14 protein-coding genes are annotated in these 17,159 nt (G+C 46.2%); 1 reads left to right on the top strand and 13 read right to left on the bottom strand.

The genetic code is table 11. From position 1 onward, the window contains the following. Positions 1-7 precede the first annotated feature (7 nt). The 13 genes from proB to QMA39_RS15100 all read right to left on the bottom strand — a co-directional run bounded on the left by proB (position 8) and on the right by QMA39_RS15100 (position 14,607). The gene (gene proB, locus QMA39_RS15160) at positions 8-1,138 is read right to left on the bottom strand and encodes a glutamate 5-kinase (protein WP_027956205.1); all 1,131 of its coding nucleotides are present in this window, start codon (positions 1,136-1,138) and stop codon (positions 8-10) included. Between the two features lie 39 nt (positions 1,139-1,177). Then, on the bottom strand, positions 1,178-2,020 hold the full coding sequence (gene proC, locus QMA39_RS15155; RefSeq protein WP_027956206.1) for a pyrroline-5-carboxylate reductase: 843 nt from the start codon (positions 2,018-2,020) through the stop codon (positions 1,178-1,180). 356 nt (positions 2,021-2,376) lie between these two features. Continuing rightward, positions 2,377-2,706, bottom strand: coding sequence for a thioredoxin family protein (locus QMA39_RS15150; protein ID WP_051254752.1), 330 nt, complete (start codon positions 2,704-2,706; stop codon positions 2,377-2,379). Positions 2,707-2,768: 62 nt separating this feature from the next. Further along, positions 2,769-3,383 carry a DUF421 domain-containing protein gene (locus QMA39_RS15145; protein ID WP_281659227.1) on the bottom strand — a complete coding sequence of 205 codons (615 nt, stop codon included), beginning with the start codon at positions 3,381-3,383 and terminating at the stop codon, positions 2,769-2,771. A 218-nt stretch (positions 3,384-3,601) separates the two neighbouring features. Continuing rightward, the gene (locus QMA39_RS15140; RefSeq protein WP_206934126.1) at positions 3,602-4,423 is read right to left on the bottom strand and encodes a hypothetical protein; all 822 of its coding nucleotides are present in this window, start codon (positions 4,421-4,423) and stop codon (positions 3,602-3,604) included. 121 nt (positions 4,424-4,544) lie between these two features. Then, positions 4,545-5,525, bottom strand: coding sequence for a bifunctional UDP-N-acetylglucosamine diphosphorylase/glucosamine-1-phosphate N-acetyltransferase GlmU (gene glmU / locus QMA39_RS15135; RefSeq protein ID WP_281659226.1), 981 nt, complete (start codon positions 5,523-5,525; stop codon positions 4,545-4,547). Positions 5,526-5,545: 20 nt separating this feature from the next. Next, the gene (locus QMA39_RS15130) at positions 5,546-5,716 is read right to left on the bottom strand and encodes a hypothetical protein (RefSeq protein WP_156896514.1); all 171 of its coding nucleotides are present in this window, start codon (positions 5,714-5,716) and stop codon (positions 5,546-5,548) included. 8 nt (positions 5,717-5,724) lie between these two features. Continuing rightward, a complete protein-coding gene (gene glmS / locus QMA39_RS15125; protein ID WP_281659225.1) occupies positions 5,725-7,557 on the bottom strand; it encodes a glutamine--fructose-6-phosphate transaminase (isomerizing) in 1,833 nt (610 codons plus the stop codon). Positions 7,558-7,607: 50 nt separating this feature from the next. Continuing rightward, positions 7,608-8,966 carry a nucleotide sugar dehydrogenase gene (locus QMA39_RS15120; RefSeq protein ID WP_027956210.1) on the bottom strand — a complete coding sequence of 453 codons (1,359 nt, stop codon included), beginning with the start codon at positions 8,964-8,966 and terminating at the stop codon, positions 7,608-7,610. A gap of 26 nt (positions 8,967-8,992) precedes the next feature. Further along, positions 8,993-9,811, bottom strand: a complete 819-nt coding sequence (locus tag QMA39_RS15115; protein ID WP_281659224.1) for a response regulator — start codon at positions 9,809-9,811, stop codon at positions 8,993-8,995. 28 nt (positions 9,812-9,839) lie between these two features. Then, complete coding sequence (locus QMA39_RS15110; protein WP_281659223.1) at positions 9,840-11,267, bottom strand: glycosyltransferase; 1,428 nt, start codon at positions 11,265-11,267, stop codon at positions 9,840-9,842. 16 nt (positions 11,268-11,283) lie between these two features. After that, on the bottom strand, positions 11,284-12,450 hold the full coding sequence (locus QMA39_RS15105) for a hypothetical protein (RefSeq protein ID WP_206934116.1): 1,167 nt from the start codon (positions 12,448-12,450) through the stop codon (positions 11,284-11,286). A gap of 15 nt (positions 12,451-12,465) precedes the next feature. Beyond that, positions 12,466-14,607: a hypothetical protein gene (locus tag QMA39_RS15100; RefSeq protein WP_281659222.1), complete on the bottom strand. Its 2,142-nt coding sequence runs from the start codon at positions 14,605-14,607 to the stop codon at positions 12,466-12,468. 374 nt (positions 14,608-14,981) lie between these two features. On the opposite strand from QMA39_RS15100, the gene QMA39_RS15095 reads away from it, so the two are divergent. Then, positions 14,982-16,664, top strand: coding sequence for a hypothetical protein (locus QMA39_RS15095; protein WP_281659221.1), 1,683 nt, complete (start codon positions 14,982-14,984; stop codon positions 16,662-16,664). Positions 16,665-17,159: the final 495 nt, after the last annotated feature.

Below are 17,159 nucleotides of genomic sequence, written 5' to 3'. Positions count from 1 at the left end.
GAGTATTTTAAACGCCTACGGGCATGGATACTTCGAGATGGCACACAAAATCTTTCTGTTCAACGGCAGCCTTATCATAAGACTCGAGTTCAGGTTGTGTCAGATTGATCATGTTCTTCATTTGTTCAGAAGAATAGTTGACTACGCCTAAGCCGATTTCTTCACCGTCCAGATCATGGATTCGTACCACAGCACCTTTTTCAAAGCGCCCTGTGACATGGTGAACATTCGCCGGCATCAAGCTCTGTTTCATGTCGACAACCGTTTCTTTTGCACGGTGGTCAATGATTACTGTGCCTTCCGGTCCGGAGTTAAAAGCAATCCACTGTTTCTTCTGATCGAGGTTCTCAGCATCGGTCGTAATTTCAAAGTACGTGCCTACAGCATCCCCGTAAACCGCATCATAGACGATGTTCGGTGTATTGGCCTTTCCTAGGAAAGAAGCGATACCGGAAGCCATGGAAATTTTGAAGGCATCAATTTTCGATTTCATGCCGCCTGTTCCGACCGCGCTTCCCGGATCACCTGCTGCAGCTTCAATTTCAGGGGTAATCTCGTGGACTTTATCAAGCAGTTTTGCATCGGAGTTTTTTCTAGGATCAGCATCATAAAGTCCATCAATATCTGATAGGATAATCAGCTGATCAGCGTCGACAAGGCCGGCGACCTTTGCTGAAAGGGTGTCGTTATCTCCGAACTTCAGTCTGTCGATCGTAATGGTGTCATTTTCGTTTACAATAGGGATAATTCCGCGTTCTAGTAGGACATTGATGGTGTTACGTGCGTTGTTGTAGCGGTTTTCATCAGAGAAATCACTGCGCGTGATGAGGATTTGGGATCCCATATACCCGTGGGATAGGAATAGATCAGAGTACGATTCCATTAAAAGTCCCTGACCGATGGATGCGGCTGCCTGTTTTTCCGGCAGAGTGCTTGGACGCTCCAGGCATCCCAGCTTCCGGTAACCCGCGGCTACCGCGCCTGAGGAGACAAGGAGGACTTCATGGCCGTCGTCCTTCAAACGGACAACTTCATCGACAAGTTTTTCAAGTTTACGACGGCTGATTTCACCGTGCGCACTGGTTAATGAACTGCTTCCAATTTTAATAACGATTCGTTTCTTAGTTTGACTCAACATATCACTCCTGTTTAACAATTTTGCGTCAGTCAGCTGTATTTATCTACTGCCTACGAGAAGTCCTTCAAGTTCTGCACTTAGTTCTTTGGATCGGGAAGCTGCCCCGCGTACGGCCTCTGAAATCGCTTGACCGCCACCGCTGGCTGCAAGCGCATCGAGTCCTGCTGCCGTTGTACCATTCGGTGAAGTTACGTTCTCCCGAAGCTCTGCCGGGGACTCATCACGTTCCAACATCATCTTGGCGGCACCAAGCAGTGTCTGTGCTCCAATTTCACGAAGCGTTTCCGGATCCATCCCTTCTGAACGGCCCGTTTCTTCAATATGCTCCATCAAATAGTAGAAGTAAGCAGGTCCGCTTCCGGCGATTCCAGTGAAGACATCCATCTTCTCTTCTTCTATGACGAAAACTTCACCAATCGAACGAAGCAGCGCTTTCGTAACTTCGACGTTCTCCATGTCGGCAAACTGCCCGGGGCACACGGCCGTGGCTGATTCACGCAGCATGCTGGAAGTGTTCGGCATCACGCGGACCACCTCCTGGCGGTCATTCAGACGATCTTCCATATAAGAAGTAGAAATACCGGCAAGAACAGATACAAGAACTTGGTCCGGGTTCAATTTATTTTTCAAGTCTTCCAAAACAGCGTCAATATCTTTCGGCTTCATCGCCAGAATGAACTGATCCACTTCAGCGAAATTCAATTCATCTTTTAATACTGTACGGACGCCGTATTTATATTGAATGTGGTTTAAACGTTCCTGATTACTTCGGTTGGTTACAATGATCTGTTCAGCTGGAATATTACCCGATTCCACCATTCCTGAAATCATCGCTTCTGCCATAGATCCTGCACCTAGAAAAGCAATCGTTTGTTTAATCATTTGGGTTAATCTCTCCCGTTCGCATTTTTGTTCGCTTTTTCTTTAAGACGTTTTTCATCATAACACTGGCAAAAACAGATTCAAGGGCTTTTCTACAAGTCGGGTCTATATTCGTCAATTAGTCCGTGTAAACGGTTTCAAAGAGAGATATTTCGCAGTCATCGCTTCTCATCGGAAATAATCTCGTCTCATGGATGTATTTGCGCCTTGAATTTTTAAGAAATGCTCGACAAAACCGAATTGTTGGAATAATCATTTATTTTCTCTTTTTCTTTCCCCACTCATCTGAAAAACCGCCCATTCCTTTTTTATGCATAAAAAAAGCTGCTTCTGGTCAAAGGACCAGAAGCAGGCGTTCAGCTTTCGTTTATAAAATGATTTAATTTAGCGAGCTGCTGATTGAGTTCACCGATCGGCACGAAGCGGGCTTTCCGGAAGAGCTCTTTCCCTTCCGAATAGACAAGAACGGCCGGTACAGTCATCACAGAGTAATGACCGGCAACCTGGGGTACTTCATCTGCATTCACGTGGCGGGCCTTTATGCTCGGATAATCAGCCAGCAGATCCTCCACTTGAGGTAGAAGACCATGACAAACGGAGCAGCCCGGTCTGGATACATAAACAATCGAGAGCATTTCCTCATTTACAAAAGCATCTAAATCTTCAATGGAGTGTATATAATCCATTTGTCTCACCTCGAGTTCATTATATCAGCTTCTAAACCAAAATTCCTTTCACACGCTTCTTTCTACTGAAGACGTGGAGGGAAAGGCTGCTCATGATGTTTGTTTTCGACTTCCTTAAATAAATCCTCACCGGGCGGGCTTTCTGAGGAAGGCTGGACTGCTTGATCCGGATGCAGCTTGGAAGCCAGCAGATGAAGCTGCTGCTTTAAGTCTTCCACGTCCTGCTTGGTCGCAGGCTGCTTACTTTCTTTCAGCTCAAAACCGAGCTGGCCGTTCGGCTCAAGGGTGGCCGATTTCAAATCTTGAATACAGGAAACACTCGACTGACGGAGTTTCATTTCCAATTGGTCCACAGTGAAACGAAGCTTCTTCAAATTTTTTTCATTCAGCTGGCCATTTTCAATAATGGAGACCGATCTTCCTGTTAGAAAACGTTCCATAAAATCAAATTTCACCTGGGAATATTCCATCGCCATCAGGGTTAGGACAAGCACACCTCCGACACCAAACGTCACCCAGATGTTTTTTCCTGCTACCGGCTGAATCAATAACGACCCAATGGCAATCATAATGACCGTCTGGGACAAGGTCATCTGGGAAATCGACTTCCGGCCGGCGATGCGCAGAATAATCGTACCTGCAAGAATGATTAATACAGCTTTCCATATCCAATCCATAAAAGACACCTCGATTCCATACGAAGGCTGAAAACCTGATTTAAAACCCGAACCAGCTTCTCAAACCGTCCGCTTATGTACCCAATCGTTTCCTATCTCCTTCATACGTTGTCCTGAACAGATGAAAATATCCCCTTCCGCGCCACGGCATCCAAGATTCAGGAAATAAAAAAGCTTGTAGAAAAACAAGGTTTCTCTACAAGCAGAACATCGTTCCCCTATTCTTTGTTCCGGTAAAGCTTCCAATAGCTGTAGTCATGGACAGCGATCCCCGCATAGCCGGGGTGTCCGGAAAAGCTTTGGTTCAATCCGTTCAACTCCTGTTCCATCTGACCAGGTGCGCTGTCATAGAAAGTGGTATAACTGCCTTCATCCGTCTTGATGACATTCACAGCAATAACCACCGATTTATCTTGATTGGCTGCCTGTTCAATGAGAGGGGAAGCAATATGTTTAATTCCGTTTCTTCCTTCCGTATAATCCCTGTAAGCCATAATCGTCATGGAATCCAGTTGAGACAGCATCCATGAGCTGAGCGATTCACTTTCCCCCGGCACTTGTAAATCATTCACCCAAAACGGAAAATCTCCACTCAATTGAAGATCCTGGCCTGTTTTTTCAACTTCTTGTCTTAGGAACGTGACATTACCCATCCATTGAGCAATCACTTCATCCCTGGCCGCATCCCACTCAGGCAGAAGGTAAGGCTCAATATCCATATGGATCCCTTTGAATCCTGCTTCATTTGGAACGTCTTGATTATAATTCCTGACCAAAGAAATAAAGGTAGAGAGACTATCCTGATGTTTGTCCAGCGCCCAGTTAGGATCACCACCAAGGGCATACACTTGGATATTATGGGCGGAAGCTTCTTCTATAAACGCCTTTACACGCTCCCTGTCCAATCCTTTTATACTGATGTGCAGATAGATTAAATTCACTTCCTGCTCTTCAGCGAATTCTATATTATCCTCTATGCTTCCTTCCATCTCGTCCAAATCCCAGATCCAGGTAGCCTTCACTTTTGATGGCTGACTCATGTATATGCCCACCCCAACGATGAGAAGAAACAGCATGACCGATCCCATGATGCTTTTTCTTCTGGAGAATTTTTGTTTAAAGAAAGACCTTTCAGCATTGAAAGGTCTTTCTTTCTGTAATTTAGTTAACATAGGGCAGAGAACTGATATCATTGGTTCTTGAGAAATTTTTTACTTTTGTACGATCCGCCGCTTCATAATTCTCCAGATCCACGTCCGGACCGATGATGCAGTTCGTTCCTATTTTCGTTTTTCCTCTTAAATGCGTCCTCGGTTCAATCACCGTATCGATGCCGATAGTTACGTCAGCACCTATGTAAGTAGAGAAGGGATCAATAATCGTTACTCCATTTTCCATATGAAATTCAATGATGCGTTTCTGTAATATCTTCTCCGCCTTCGCAAGCTGGGTTCGATCATTAATGCCGAGTCCTTCTTCAACGTCCGGCATCCGGGCTGCTGAGATTCGCTCCCCTTTTCGCTGCAGGACCTCAATGACGTCCGGCAGATAATATTCCCCCTGCTCATTGTCCGTTGACACAAGATCCAAGGCTTCGAATAACAGCTGGTTATCGAAACAGAAAATACCTGAATTCACCTCGTTGACGGCACGCTCCTGCTCGGAAGCATCCTTTTCTTCAACAATCCTTTCCACCTGTCCCTGTTCATTACGAATAATCCTTCCATAGCCCGCGGGGTCGTCCGGCTGCATTGTCAGAATGGTAGCGGCTGCGTTTGTCTCCTGATGAAGTTCCAGACAATCAGCTAACGTTCCGCTGGATATGAGCGGCGTATCTCCCGTAATGATCAGCGTACTGCCTTCACGATGACCCAGCTGCTCATGAGACATTTTTACGGCATGAGCTGTGCCGAGCTGTTCCGCTTGATAAGCATAATCTACGGTCGAACCCAGCTGTTCCTGTATTCGTTCACTCTGATGACCCACGACGGTAACGATCTCATCGATGGAAAGGTGCTTCAGCTGATCAATCACATGTTCAACCATAGGTTTTCCACAAACCTTATGAAGAACTTTCGGAAGATCGGATTTCATCCTTGTTCCTTTACCTGCAGCTAATACAACAGCAAACGTTTCACTCATCTTTTTTCCCCCATTCTTATTTATTCCTCGATCGGCTGGATGATTGGCCTTAACTGCTCCATTACCTCATCAATAATCTGACGGTCGGTTTGGATGCTTTCGTTTTCCACCTTTTCATATACCCCCAGCATCAGCCCTTCTAAATTACTTTTATTCAGTTTTGTCTGCTGCCGTTCCATGACCTCCATCATTTGGATGCCTACTCGACCGTAACGCTCTTCGCAAGGTTTCTTGGTTTGTCGACATCGTTACCAAGAGCGAGCGACGTATAATAGGCGATTAATTGTAAAGGAATGACCGTCAGCAGCGGTGTCAGAATGGATGGAGTGTTCGGAATATAGCACGTTTCATCTACATACTCCCATATATCCAGATTCCCTTCTTCTGCGACCCCCAGCACCTGCGCTCCACGGGCTTTCACTTCCTTAACATTCCCGAGCATTTTCTCACTCACTTCATCCTGTGTAATTAGAGCAATAACTGGTGTGCCTTCTTCGATCAAGGCAAGCGTTCCGTGCTTCAATTCCCCTGCTGCATAAGCTTCCGAATGAATATAGGAGATTTCCTTCAGTTTCAAAGATCCTTCCAGCGCTACCGCATGATCCAGTCCCCGCCCGAGGAAAAAGACACTTTTGGCATCTTTAATGGAATCACTGTACCAGCGGATTCCCTGAGAATGCTCCAGCATGCCCTCGATTTTCTCCGGCAGTTCGATGATGGACTCAATCAGCTGCTTGTATTTTTGTTCCGTGACGGTTTGTTTGCTTTCGGCAAGATACAGACCTAATAAGTAAAATGACAGCACTTGTGTGGTGTACGCTTTTGTAGAAGCTACAGCAATCTCAGGGCCGGCCATTGTCAGAATCACTTCATCTGCTTCACGGGCGATGGAGCTTCCGACAACGTTCGTTATGGCCAGGACATTCGCTCCAAGACGTTGACTTTGACGCAGTGCGGCCAGAGTATCTGCTGTTTCTCCAGATTGGCTGACAACAATGACCAATGTCTTCTCGTCTATGATCGGGCGTCGATAGCGGAATTCCGAAGCCACTTCAACATCGACTGGAATACGTGTCAGCTCCTCGATCACATGTTTACCGATCAATCCTGCATGATAAGCTGTCCCACAGGCTACAATCGTGATTTTGTTCCATTGCTGAATGGTTTCAGGTGACCACTGCAGTTCCTCAAAGTCCACACGTTTCGCTTCCTGATCAAGACGGCCGGTCATCGTTTTCCGAAGTGCCGTTGGCTGTTCGAAAATCTCTTTCAGCATAAAGTGGTCATACCCATTTTTCTCAGCCTGTTCCATATCCCAGTCCACACGGAAAATATCGCGCGTCAATTCCTTTCCTGTCTCCGTTTCCATCAGCGTGACCCCTTCTTTTGAAAGGATTGCCATCTCGCCGTCTTCCAAAATATAAACATCACGTGTATGTTCAAGCAGAGCGGGGATGTCGGAGCTGATCAGGGATTCTCCATCGCCGGATCCGATGATGAGGGGACTGGCTTCACGCACAGCATACAACCGCTCTGGATCATGCTCAGAAACAATTCCAAGCGCATAGGCTCCTTCCAGTCTATCTACCACTTTCTGGATGGTCGATACCATTTCTCCATCATATAAATGAGAGAATAGGTGTGAAATCACTTCGGAATCCGTTTCAGAAGTAAAGGAATAGCCTGCCTCCTTCATTTCCCGCTTAATTTCCATATAGTTCTCAATAATACCGTTATGGACGACAGCAAATTTGGATTGCTCATCCAGATGCGGATGGGAATTCTCATCTGAAGGACGCCCGTGTGTAGCCCATCGTGTATGACCGATTCCGATCGACCCAGCAAGCGGAGCCTCCTCCAATTTTTCTTCCAACACTTCGAGTCTTCCTTTAGACTTCTCATGCTGAAGGGTTTCCCCGTCGTTCAATGCGATACCAACAGAGTCATAGCCGCGATATTCCAGCTTACGCAGTCCTTCTGTTAATACACGCTGTGTTTCTTTATCTCCAACATATCCCATGATTCCGCACATTGTCGTTCATCCCCTTTATAATAAGTAGTTTTTAAGCTTTCTGTGATTGATTACAGAGCAATGGATTCGTGCTGTTTTTTGTTCACTTTCGAAGCCGTCCCAAGTTTATGAATGTGTGGTTGATCGAAGGCTTGGAAAGCGTTTCTTGTATCTACAATCGGAACTCCTAATTCCGCCAGTTCATGATAATCAAAGTCGCTGTGGTTCGTGACCATAACGAGGCAGTCGTACTCTTTCAACTGTTCTTTATCATAAGGAACCGAGTGGACGACTTCTCCATCATCATCCAGGAAGCTGTGGGCATGAGGGTCATGATACTCCACGTTCGCTCCGTTTTCTTTGTATAGTTCATAGAGATACAACCCCGGTGATTCACGGAGATCACTGATATTCGGTTTATAGGCCATACCGAGAATAAGGATTTTAGAATCATTGATGGACTTCCCATGAATATTCAATACCTGTGACGTCTTTCCAACGACGACGTCCGGCATATTGCTGTTGATCGACTGGGCCAGATCGATGAACTTGCTATAGAAGCGGAATCCTTTGGCTTTCCAGGACAAGTACATCGGATCCAGAGGGATACAGTGACCGCCGATTCCCGGTCCCGGTTGGAACTTCATAAAGCCGAATGGTTTCGTTGCCGCTGCATCAATTACTTCCCACACATCGATATCCATACGTTCACACATCATTGCAATCTCGTTGACAAAAGCAATATTGACGCTTCGGAACGTATTTTCAAGAAGCTTGGACATCTCTGCAACTTTTGGTGATGTCACAGGAACAACGTTTGGAATGTAATTTCTATAGAGAAGCCCTCCGACTGTATTACATTTCTCTGTCATACCGCCCATAACTTTCGGCATGTTATGCGTGTTGAAGGACTGATTCCCAGGATCCACTCGTTCAGGTGAATAACAAAGGAAGATATCTTCGCCTTCCACGTACCCCATACGATTGAATTCCTTCAAAATCAGCTCTTCGGTCGTCCCCGGATATGTGGTACTTTCCAGCGTCACGAGCATCCCTTTTTTCATAAAGGGCTTCATGCTGTTGATCACGCCTGTAATATAGGAGGTATCCGGATCCTGGTTCTCACTTAATGGGGTAGGTACACAAATGCTGACAGCATCCAGGTCTTTAACGACTTCATAGTCACTTGTTGGAAAGAACCGATCCGTGGCAAGCGCCTGCTGCAAATCGTCATCCGCAATATCGTTGATGTAGGAATGCCCTTCACGCAGCGACTCAATCTTCTTCTGGTCCAAATCGATGCCACATACGTTGAATCCTGCTTTCACCATTTCGACAGCCAGTGGCAGTCCGACATACCCCATACCGACGACTCCGATGTTTGCTTTCTTCATTTCAATCTTCTGAGACAGCTGTTCAAAATATCCCATTCCTGATCCCTCTCTTTTTATAAGATTTATTTAGAAACGCTCACGAGTCTTTTCATCCGTGCTTCAAGCTCTACAAGTGAAAAGGGTTTGGTCATATAATCGGAGACACCATAATCAAACGTGCGCCTCACGTCTTCTTCTAATTGTTTATTTGTAAGAACTATGATTTCTGTCGACTTTTTGGAATCTTCGTCGATGTTCTTGATTTGATTGATGAACTGATAGCCTCCCAGAGCGGACAGATTGATTTCCGTAATGACAAGATCCGGCAGGACATTTTGATAAACATCCACACCCGTTTTCCCGTCTTCTGCTGTATGGACGATATACCCTTTCCCCTGCAAGTAGTTTGTCAGCAACTGGACTAAGCTTTGATCACTATCGACAAGCAGCACGGATTTCGTTGATTGATCCTTTTCCTTCTGTCCTTGATAAACATGGATATCATTCGTTTGGTGATTTCCATCAATGATTTTCCAAAGCATATCAAACATCATTTGTTCTGCGTGGTCGCTGTTTTCAGGAAAGCTCCCCACCCATAAATCTCCGGTAAGCTGGCGGTTCCGGCTTAACACATCTTTCACGTGCAGCGATAGAAAATGGGTATATGCCAAGGCACAGCCATCTAGCAGTATGCCAAGAATCTTTTCCTGTGGATCGTAACTGACTTGAAAGGCGGTACCCGGCTCTTCCTTTTCCAAATACGCTTCCATTTCCCTGACCCCTGCTTCATTCATATCTGCACGGGCCAGAATCATCCCGCATGATAATTGGCTGCTCTGATAATAGTGAAGAAAATGATTAAACGATTGAATGATCCGGGAACCAATATGAGTCGCTGCCATTTTCCACCCTCCTTTTTTTTTAGTTCGGCTATGCGGCCTTTTCCTTGTCTTCGTCCTCATTCCAACTGGTTCGTACCATCGTTCCCCAGGAGTTGTTTTTCCGCATAAAGTCGATATGACCGAGGAACCTCCATAAAATCCCCAGTTGACGGTATCCGAAGAACATCAAAACCGTGTACAAAATCATCTTGAAATAATCGCGTACTCTCGGGTAGCGCTGAAAGGCCATTTCCTCCAAAAGCAGTGAACCTAAGCCAAGCAGTGTCCCGTACAGAACATTAATCAGCATGAAGATTCCCATGAGCTTCCATCCGGTCATGTCCATGAAGCTGTAGCCGAGAATGGCGAGAAAACCTGTAATTCGGAAATAAGGGCTCAAAGTTTCAAAAATAATGTTATATGGGATCGTTAACATACCCATAACCTTGTATTTCGGACGCATGAACATGAAGCGCCCTTCTTCAATCATATTTTTCAAATTTCCACGGCCCCAGCGTTTACGCTGACTGCCGAGAATCTTGAACGTGTCGGGAGCCTGCGTCCAACAGACCGCATCCGGACAAAAATCGATTTTGTAGGGAAGCTTGTGATCCAGCATGTAGCGGTGAAGCTTAATGATAATGTTCATATCCTCCCCTGGGTAACCCCCGCGGTAGCCTCCGACTTTTACAACGTATTCCTTCTTAAAGACACCGAAAGCACCGGAAACGATAATCAGGCCATTCACGTCACTCCAGCCGATCCGTCCGCCGAGAAACGCTTTTAAGTATTCCACCGTCTGGAACATCGGCAGCAATTTTTTCGGAAGATTAACCTGCTTCACCATCCCGTTTTGGATGCGGCAGCCGTTGGCAATCCGGACGTTACCCCCAATCGCCACATTCTCCTCAGGATTTTCCATATACTTTCTGGCAATCCGGATCAGCGCATCTTCTTCGAGTAAAGAATCGGCATCGATTGATGAAATCAATGAGTAATTCGATAAGTTGATGCCGGCATTCAGGGAATCTGCTTTTCCACCATTCTCTTTATCTACAAGATAGAGGGTTGGATAATCCGGATTGTAGTAAACCCCTTTGACCTCAGCTGTAGCAATCGTATCTTTGATCATATTCGGGGGATGATATTTTAATTGGAACTCCTCGATTAAGGTATCGAGAGTTTTGTCTCCCGACCCGTCATTCACCACAATCACTTCAAACTCCGGGTAGTGGAGCGCCAGCAGGGATCTGACATTTTCCTTAATGGTCAGCTCTTCATTGAATGCAGGCACAAGAATGGAGATCGGCGGGACATGCTTCGATCCGGACAGGGCCTCATACTTTGAGTAGAAGGTTTCCTTCATAATTCCAAGTATTCTCCGGAAGGAAAATAAGATAATTCCGAAGTAAATGGTGTTGATTGTAACTACGTAATACATGGCAAAAATTCCATAGAACAATAAAATTTCCCGCATCCTTCATCCTCCTTTCTTACATGACGTTTGTTAATGTCTGGTGATTTTCAAAATACTTCTTGTATAGAAACTCTTTATGGTTGTGACTCATAATATCCTCGACATGAGAAGATGCGGCTGCTGACTGCTTCAAATCTTCTTCGATGAATTCTCTGGCCAAAGCCCTTCCATGCTCACTTCCATTTCCAACAGCCAATTGACACAGGGCTTCAAACCCTTCGTCTCCCATACGGACTAAACTGGCTGCACTCGCACGAGCGACCATCCAGTTTACATCTTCCATCCGTGTTGATAACAAGGGAATGTATTGGATGAGACCAGACCTCCCAATCCATTCAGCAAAAAGTCTGCGAACCTCCCAATCCGGGAAAGCAAGATAAAATTGAACATCCTCTTCGGATAAATCGACTGAGGAAATCAGCAATTTGGCCGCATTCATACGAATGTCACGATCATCCGACTTCGTCAGTTCCTGAATACGATCAGGCAGATCAGCCTTCACGCTGTTCTGAAGACCAATAAGCCCCAGCTTCACATATTTTGGATTCTTTTCATGCAGGAATGTGATAAATAACTGTGTTAAATCAAGTTCGGATTCCCTAGTGATGTCTGCTGTCAAATGAACATCCTGCTTCCCATTCTCAATAAGGAAACGCAGCAGATCACCCATTTCACTTAACTGTGTAGCCGTTTGGGCAGCCGCCCGTGCATAAATGAAGGAGGAAGAATCCACACGCTTCTTATACAGCAGGGAAAGCAGAGAAGATGTAGCTTCCGGAGCCCTCAATGCTCCAAGGTGATACGCGGCATCCAACCGGACAAGCGGCCGATGACTGCCCAAGCGTTTTAAGTTGTGTTCGACCAGCCCGAGATCCCCGCACAGCCTTAACAACCGGTGCCGGTAAACCCCATCCAGGCGATTGATCCATTGGACAAGCTCGCTTTGCAGCACTCGGCGTTCAAAGGTTGTCAGAGAGCCGCCGGGGGTTCTTAACCGATCTTCTTCTCCTAAGTGCATTTGCACATAATCCAAATAATCTTTATGTCGAACCAGACATTGCGCTCTCCGCTTTTCTACACGTTTTTTATTCCATTTCAAACTCAACGTCGCCATAATGAATATAGTCATGAGAATGAGTAAAACCCCAATCATGTAGTAAGCGATTTGAACGTTGATATACATGGAGAACCTCCTTCCTTATTGTTCCAACCCCTGTAAGGCTTCTTTCATCATGTAATAGCTCGCCTTTCTTTTTTCTTCATACGCTGTTTCCTGCCATTTCTTCCATTCGTAAAGCGGATACGCCTCTGTTGAAACAGGGCTGCTTAACCCAAGGATTTCCTCTCGTTCTTTGTCATAGATCCAGGGGAGGAGGCGGATGCCATCCACCGTCTCCTTAGGGAGATTCCCTTCCATCTGCTCAGAAGAAGGATAACCGACCGCCTGTTTTGTACTTGGATCTGAGAAACCTAACAGTCCCCACGGAATTCTCATCTCCAGCACACGGCCTTTGATTTCCCAGTCGGCCTCTTCCTGATTCACAAGGGATGCACGGTTCATCTGCCCCACCTCTACGTCTTCAAATGGAATTTCCTCCTGTGTCAATGGATGCCTCAATGGTAGACTGACAGCCATTTTCCAAGGTTGGAAGGTTCCCTCCTGACCGCTGCCGGAAGCTTCTTCATAGAGACGCGTATGGAAATCATACGTGGGTTCAATCAACACTTCACTTTTTTCCCATTCGCTGAGACGTATCATTGTCTCCAATCCTTCTTCCAGTTGAACGCCTCGGAGGAGTGGAGGAGTATCTGTTCCTCCATCCACACTATCGACACCGATATAAACGGACTGTTTTTCCAAGTCGATGTCCTCTGGTAATCTGGCGGAAACGTACACATATCCTTCATCATGGGTCAGGTTCAAATCGGTGAGCGGTGTAGCAGTTTTCTCCACGTCTTTCTGCTCCAGCTCCCGCCAATCATCGAGCTCTCCATCAATCTTCACATCATCAGCTTTTCCCGGGTACATGCCTAAAACGCCGTAGGATTCTTCGGCAGATAACGCGTTAAACCAGAACGCCTCCCTGTGGTCCGTACTCGAAGGCATGGCATTCCACGTTTTCTTAAACCACTCATCCTGCCAGGTGAAAAGCAGGGCCCCCGAGAATCCTTCGTTGTATATATGGTGAAGCTGATCGACAGCATGTTTTCCCTGTTCTTGTTCACTATGCCCGCCCTGATCACGGCCGAGAGGGCCATTGTGAGCACTTCCTCTTGATGAAGGAACTCCGAATTCACTGATCATGACAGGAAGCCCATCATGGTAATCTTTCAAATCTTTCAAGTATCCGAGGTATGTATCTACCTTTCCATCTTCATTTTTTACGTCGTCGTACTGATTGGTGAATCTTAAAAAATCCGGATAGTACGGGTAAGCGTGATACGAAGCAAAATAGCCGGCATCCCAGTTCGTTTCCTCGATATGTGTGGGATCGACACTCACAATATCCTCTCTTTTCTGGGGTTCCTGCGGATGTTCCAGAGGATCCGTTGTCATCCAATTTGTAAAGGTCATCGGATGCTGCCACCCTCTTTTACTTTCCTGCTCTGCTGTGTAATCTAAAAGTTCAGCTAACCAGCTTTCAAAGGGGGAGGCATTTTCGGTGGTTCCAAAATATGTGCCACTGAAAGCTGGATCATCGCTGTGTTTATCATTGGTCTGTTGAACAAGATCTGGACTCCATTCCGTTCCAATATGCCAGGCAGCCAAATAAGGACCGGCATCCGCCGTATAGTCCCCGCTTGCTTTCCCACCCTGCTCAGGTATCTGGATATCTCCATAAACCGCTCCTGCAGCATGATCAATCTCCTGTTTAAAAGCCTGCAGCACACGGTTGGATAAAGCATCTCCCGTGTCATCCATGATATTCACCGGTGACCAGACCCCCTGCATGAAATAAAGAGGATCCCCTTGGGCAGCTTCGTTGTACTCCACCAGCGCTTCATAGAAAACAGGAGGGTGGATCGTATAAATCCGAATTGTGTTCACTCCCATTTCATCGATCATTTCAAACCAGCGGAGGTAGTCGTCTTTAGAAATGGGAAGTTCTCCTGGGAAATGGCCGGGCAAAGTGGCTCCCATGTTTATCCCTTTAATAAAAAGCGGTGACCAGCTTTCATCCCGATAGACTTCGAATTGATCGTCCTGCGTACGAAATGTCATCTGGCTGCCATTTTGAAGCTGTTCACTTTCTGTCATCTTCGTTGATCCCACTAAAAACCAGCTGCCAGCCACTGTCATAAAAAAGAGAACAGCGAGCCCTTTCCCCTTCCATCTCATTTATCTCCCTCCTTCGTATTTTGCATTAGAGAAAAACTTTTTAGTGTTGCAAACTTAATGTAGAGCGTTTAGATTGTTAGTGTATTGCCTCGCTACGTTTATAACGCTAACACGGGGGTCCGGACACTTCATCGAAAACCCAGTTTCGGAACAGCGAATTTCTATTTCGGCACCCCCCGCAAAAATCCGACAAAATCCGACCTTTTTTCATCAGGGGGGTGAACTCCGGGTTCAGAAGCGGGGATAGATGAACCGCTTTCAATAATACCCGGTTCAACAGTTGCGGGACCCCCGGATTAAGAGAGAAAAACAGAAGAGCACATTTGGCAGAAGTCCGGTTAAAAACTCATCACTTACACACTTGGAGGTAAACAATGAATCGAATCCTATGTCTATCTTTAATGCTCACCGCCCTCTCGCTCCCTCTCTTCGGCTTTTCAGAATCAGAAGAATACACAAGGGCCATGTGGGTGGAAAAAACGGAACTAGGCGAAGAGGAAGAATCCATTCTGGAGACCGCCCAGCAGAACAGCATCAATGTTTTATATGTGAAAGGAATAGAAGAAGATCCACAGGTAACGGCAGACTTCATTCAGGAAGCAGACAGCAAAGGGATCCAGGTCCATGCTCTTGGCGGAGAACCTTCGTGGGCCTTGGGGGGAAATCAGGATAAATATAAAGCCTTTGTGGATGAGGTTATGGAATACAACCAATCCGTCTCACCGGACCAGCAGTTTGCTGGTATTCATTTCAAAGTACAGCCCCAATACTTGGAGGAATGGTATGACGACCAGCCCCGTGTCCTTCGTGAATGGAAAGCGAATATCACAGCAGGGATTCAATCAGTCCCGGAAGACAGTACACTTGAAATCAGTCATTCCATCCCTTTTTGGCTGGATGAAATGGAAACACCCGGACAATCTGACGTTCCTTTTAATCATTGGTTGATTCAACAATTTGACCATACGACAATTCTTGCCTTCCGGGATACGCTGGAAACGACCAACGGGATCGTAGCCTTGACCGAGAATGAATTAGAGGCGGCAGACCAGGCCGGAAAACAGATCCTCGTCGGCATAACGACAGCAGAAACCGGAAGGAATTGGACGACCTTCTTTGAAGAGGGGCCGGAAAGTATGCATATGCACCTCAATCTGATGGATAAACACCTTGGGGAGCACAGCTCCTATGCAGGTTATGCCATCGATGATTATGCGAATTTAAAGCAGCAGGAAGAAACACCTTCTGAAGAAGACATGGAAAAACAACAGAAACGAGGAACATACGTATGGGAAGCCGAAACCCTCATCAATGAAAAAGATAAAATTCTGGATTTTGCAAAAGAAAATAACATTAATCTGCTCTATACACGTCTGGATCTAACCCAGCCCTACAGCGCCTATTCCCACTTCGTGGAAGCTGCGGATGCAGCCGGAATCGAAGTACATGCCATGGGTGGACACCCTTCCTGGGCCCTGAAGGAAGAAGAACACCGAATTTTAAAACTTGTGGATTATGTGAAATCCTACAATCAGGATGTAAACGAAAACCAATCCTTTGATGGTATCCACCTGGATATCGAGCCCTATGTAGAACCCTCATGGTCCACCGATCAGGCATCTGTATTGAAACAATGGATGGGTAATTTGGAACGCTTTGTAGAGGAAACGAAAGAAAATTCGGATTTGGAGGCCAGTATGGATATGGCCATGTGGTTTGATGACATTGAAACCCCGGGCTCCCCGGAAACGCCTTTTAATGAATGGGTGATCGGATTGATGGATCACACCTCGGTTATGGCCTTCCGTGATCAAGCAGAGGGCATCATTCAAGCTGCGGAAAATGAAGTCAACTTTTCTGAAAAACTTGGGAAAGATATTCTTATTTCCGTAGAAATCAAAGAAAACCCTTCCCACCCACATATTTCGTTCTATGAGGAAGGAAAAGAGGTGATGGAGAATCAGCTTTCCCTCGTCGATGAGGCATTCCAATCCTATTCCTCCTACCAGGGCTATACTGTCCATGCCTATCGATATTGGGATGGTGCCAAAGAATAAGTGAAGAATGCAACTGAAAATCCGGACGAGCATCTAAGCGTCCCCGGGAAAAACGACAGGCTATGAAAAATAAAAGGGGGATCTTCTTTATAAAGAAGATCCCCCTTTTATTTCTTACCGCCAGGAGCGAAAGCCCCTTCCCTTTCTGCGGACGAGCGCCCGAGCCTCCTCGCAAAACCCACGCTCGGCGATCTCGGACCACTCGTTTTTCCGCAGGAGTGGAAGGGCCACCGCTCCTTGGGAGTTATTTAAAATCGAACAAGACTCTCCTTCACCCCGCTCATCCTTGCTGGATGGAGGACAATCTTTTTCATATTCCGGCAGGCAGCCATGATCAGCGCCTGTTCTTTCCCTTTTTGTTTTCCACGCAAGCGGCCATAGCGCAGCCCATGCCGTTCTTTTGAATCTGCGAACCTGCTTAGTGCACAGTCTCTCTCCTCTATATTCTAACGTCGGCACGAAGAGCGTTCGGTGGTGATGCCTGCGGGAACACCA

This window comes from Halobacillus sp. Cin3, assembly GCF_947311855.1.
GTDB classification, from domain to species: domain Bacteria; phylum Bacillota; class Bacilli; order Bacillales; family Halobacillaceae; genus Halobacillus; species Halobacillus kuroshimensis.
Note: the sequence above shows the minus strand (reverse complement) of the source record. Positions and strands in the feature narration are given on the sequence as shown.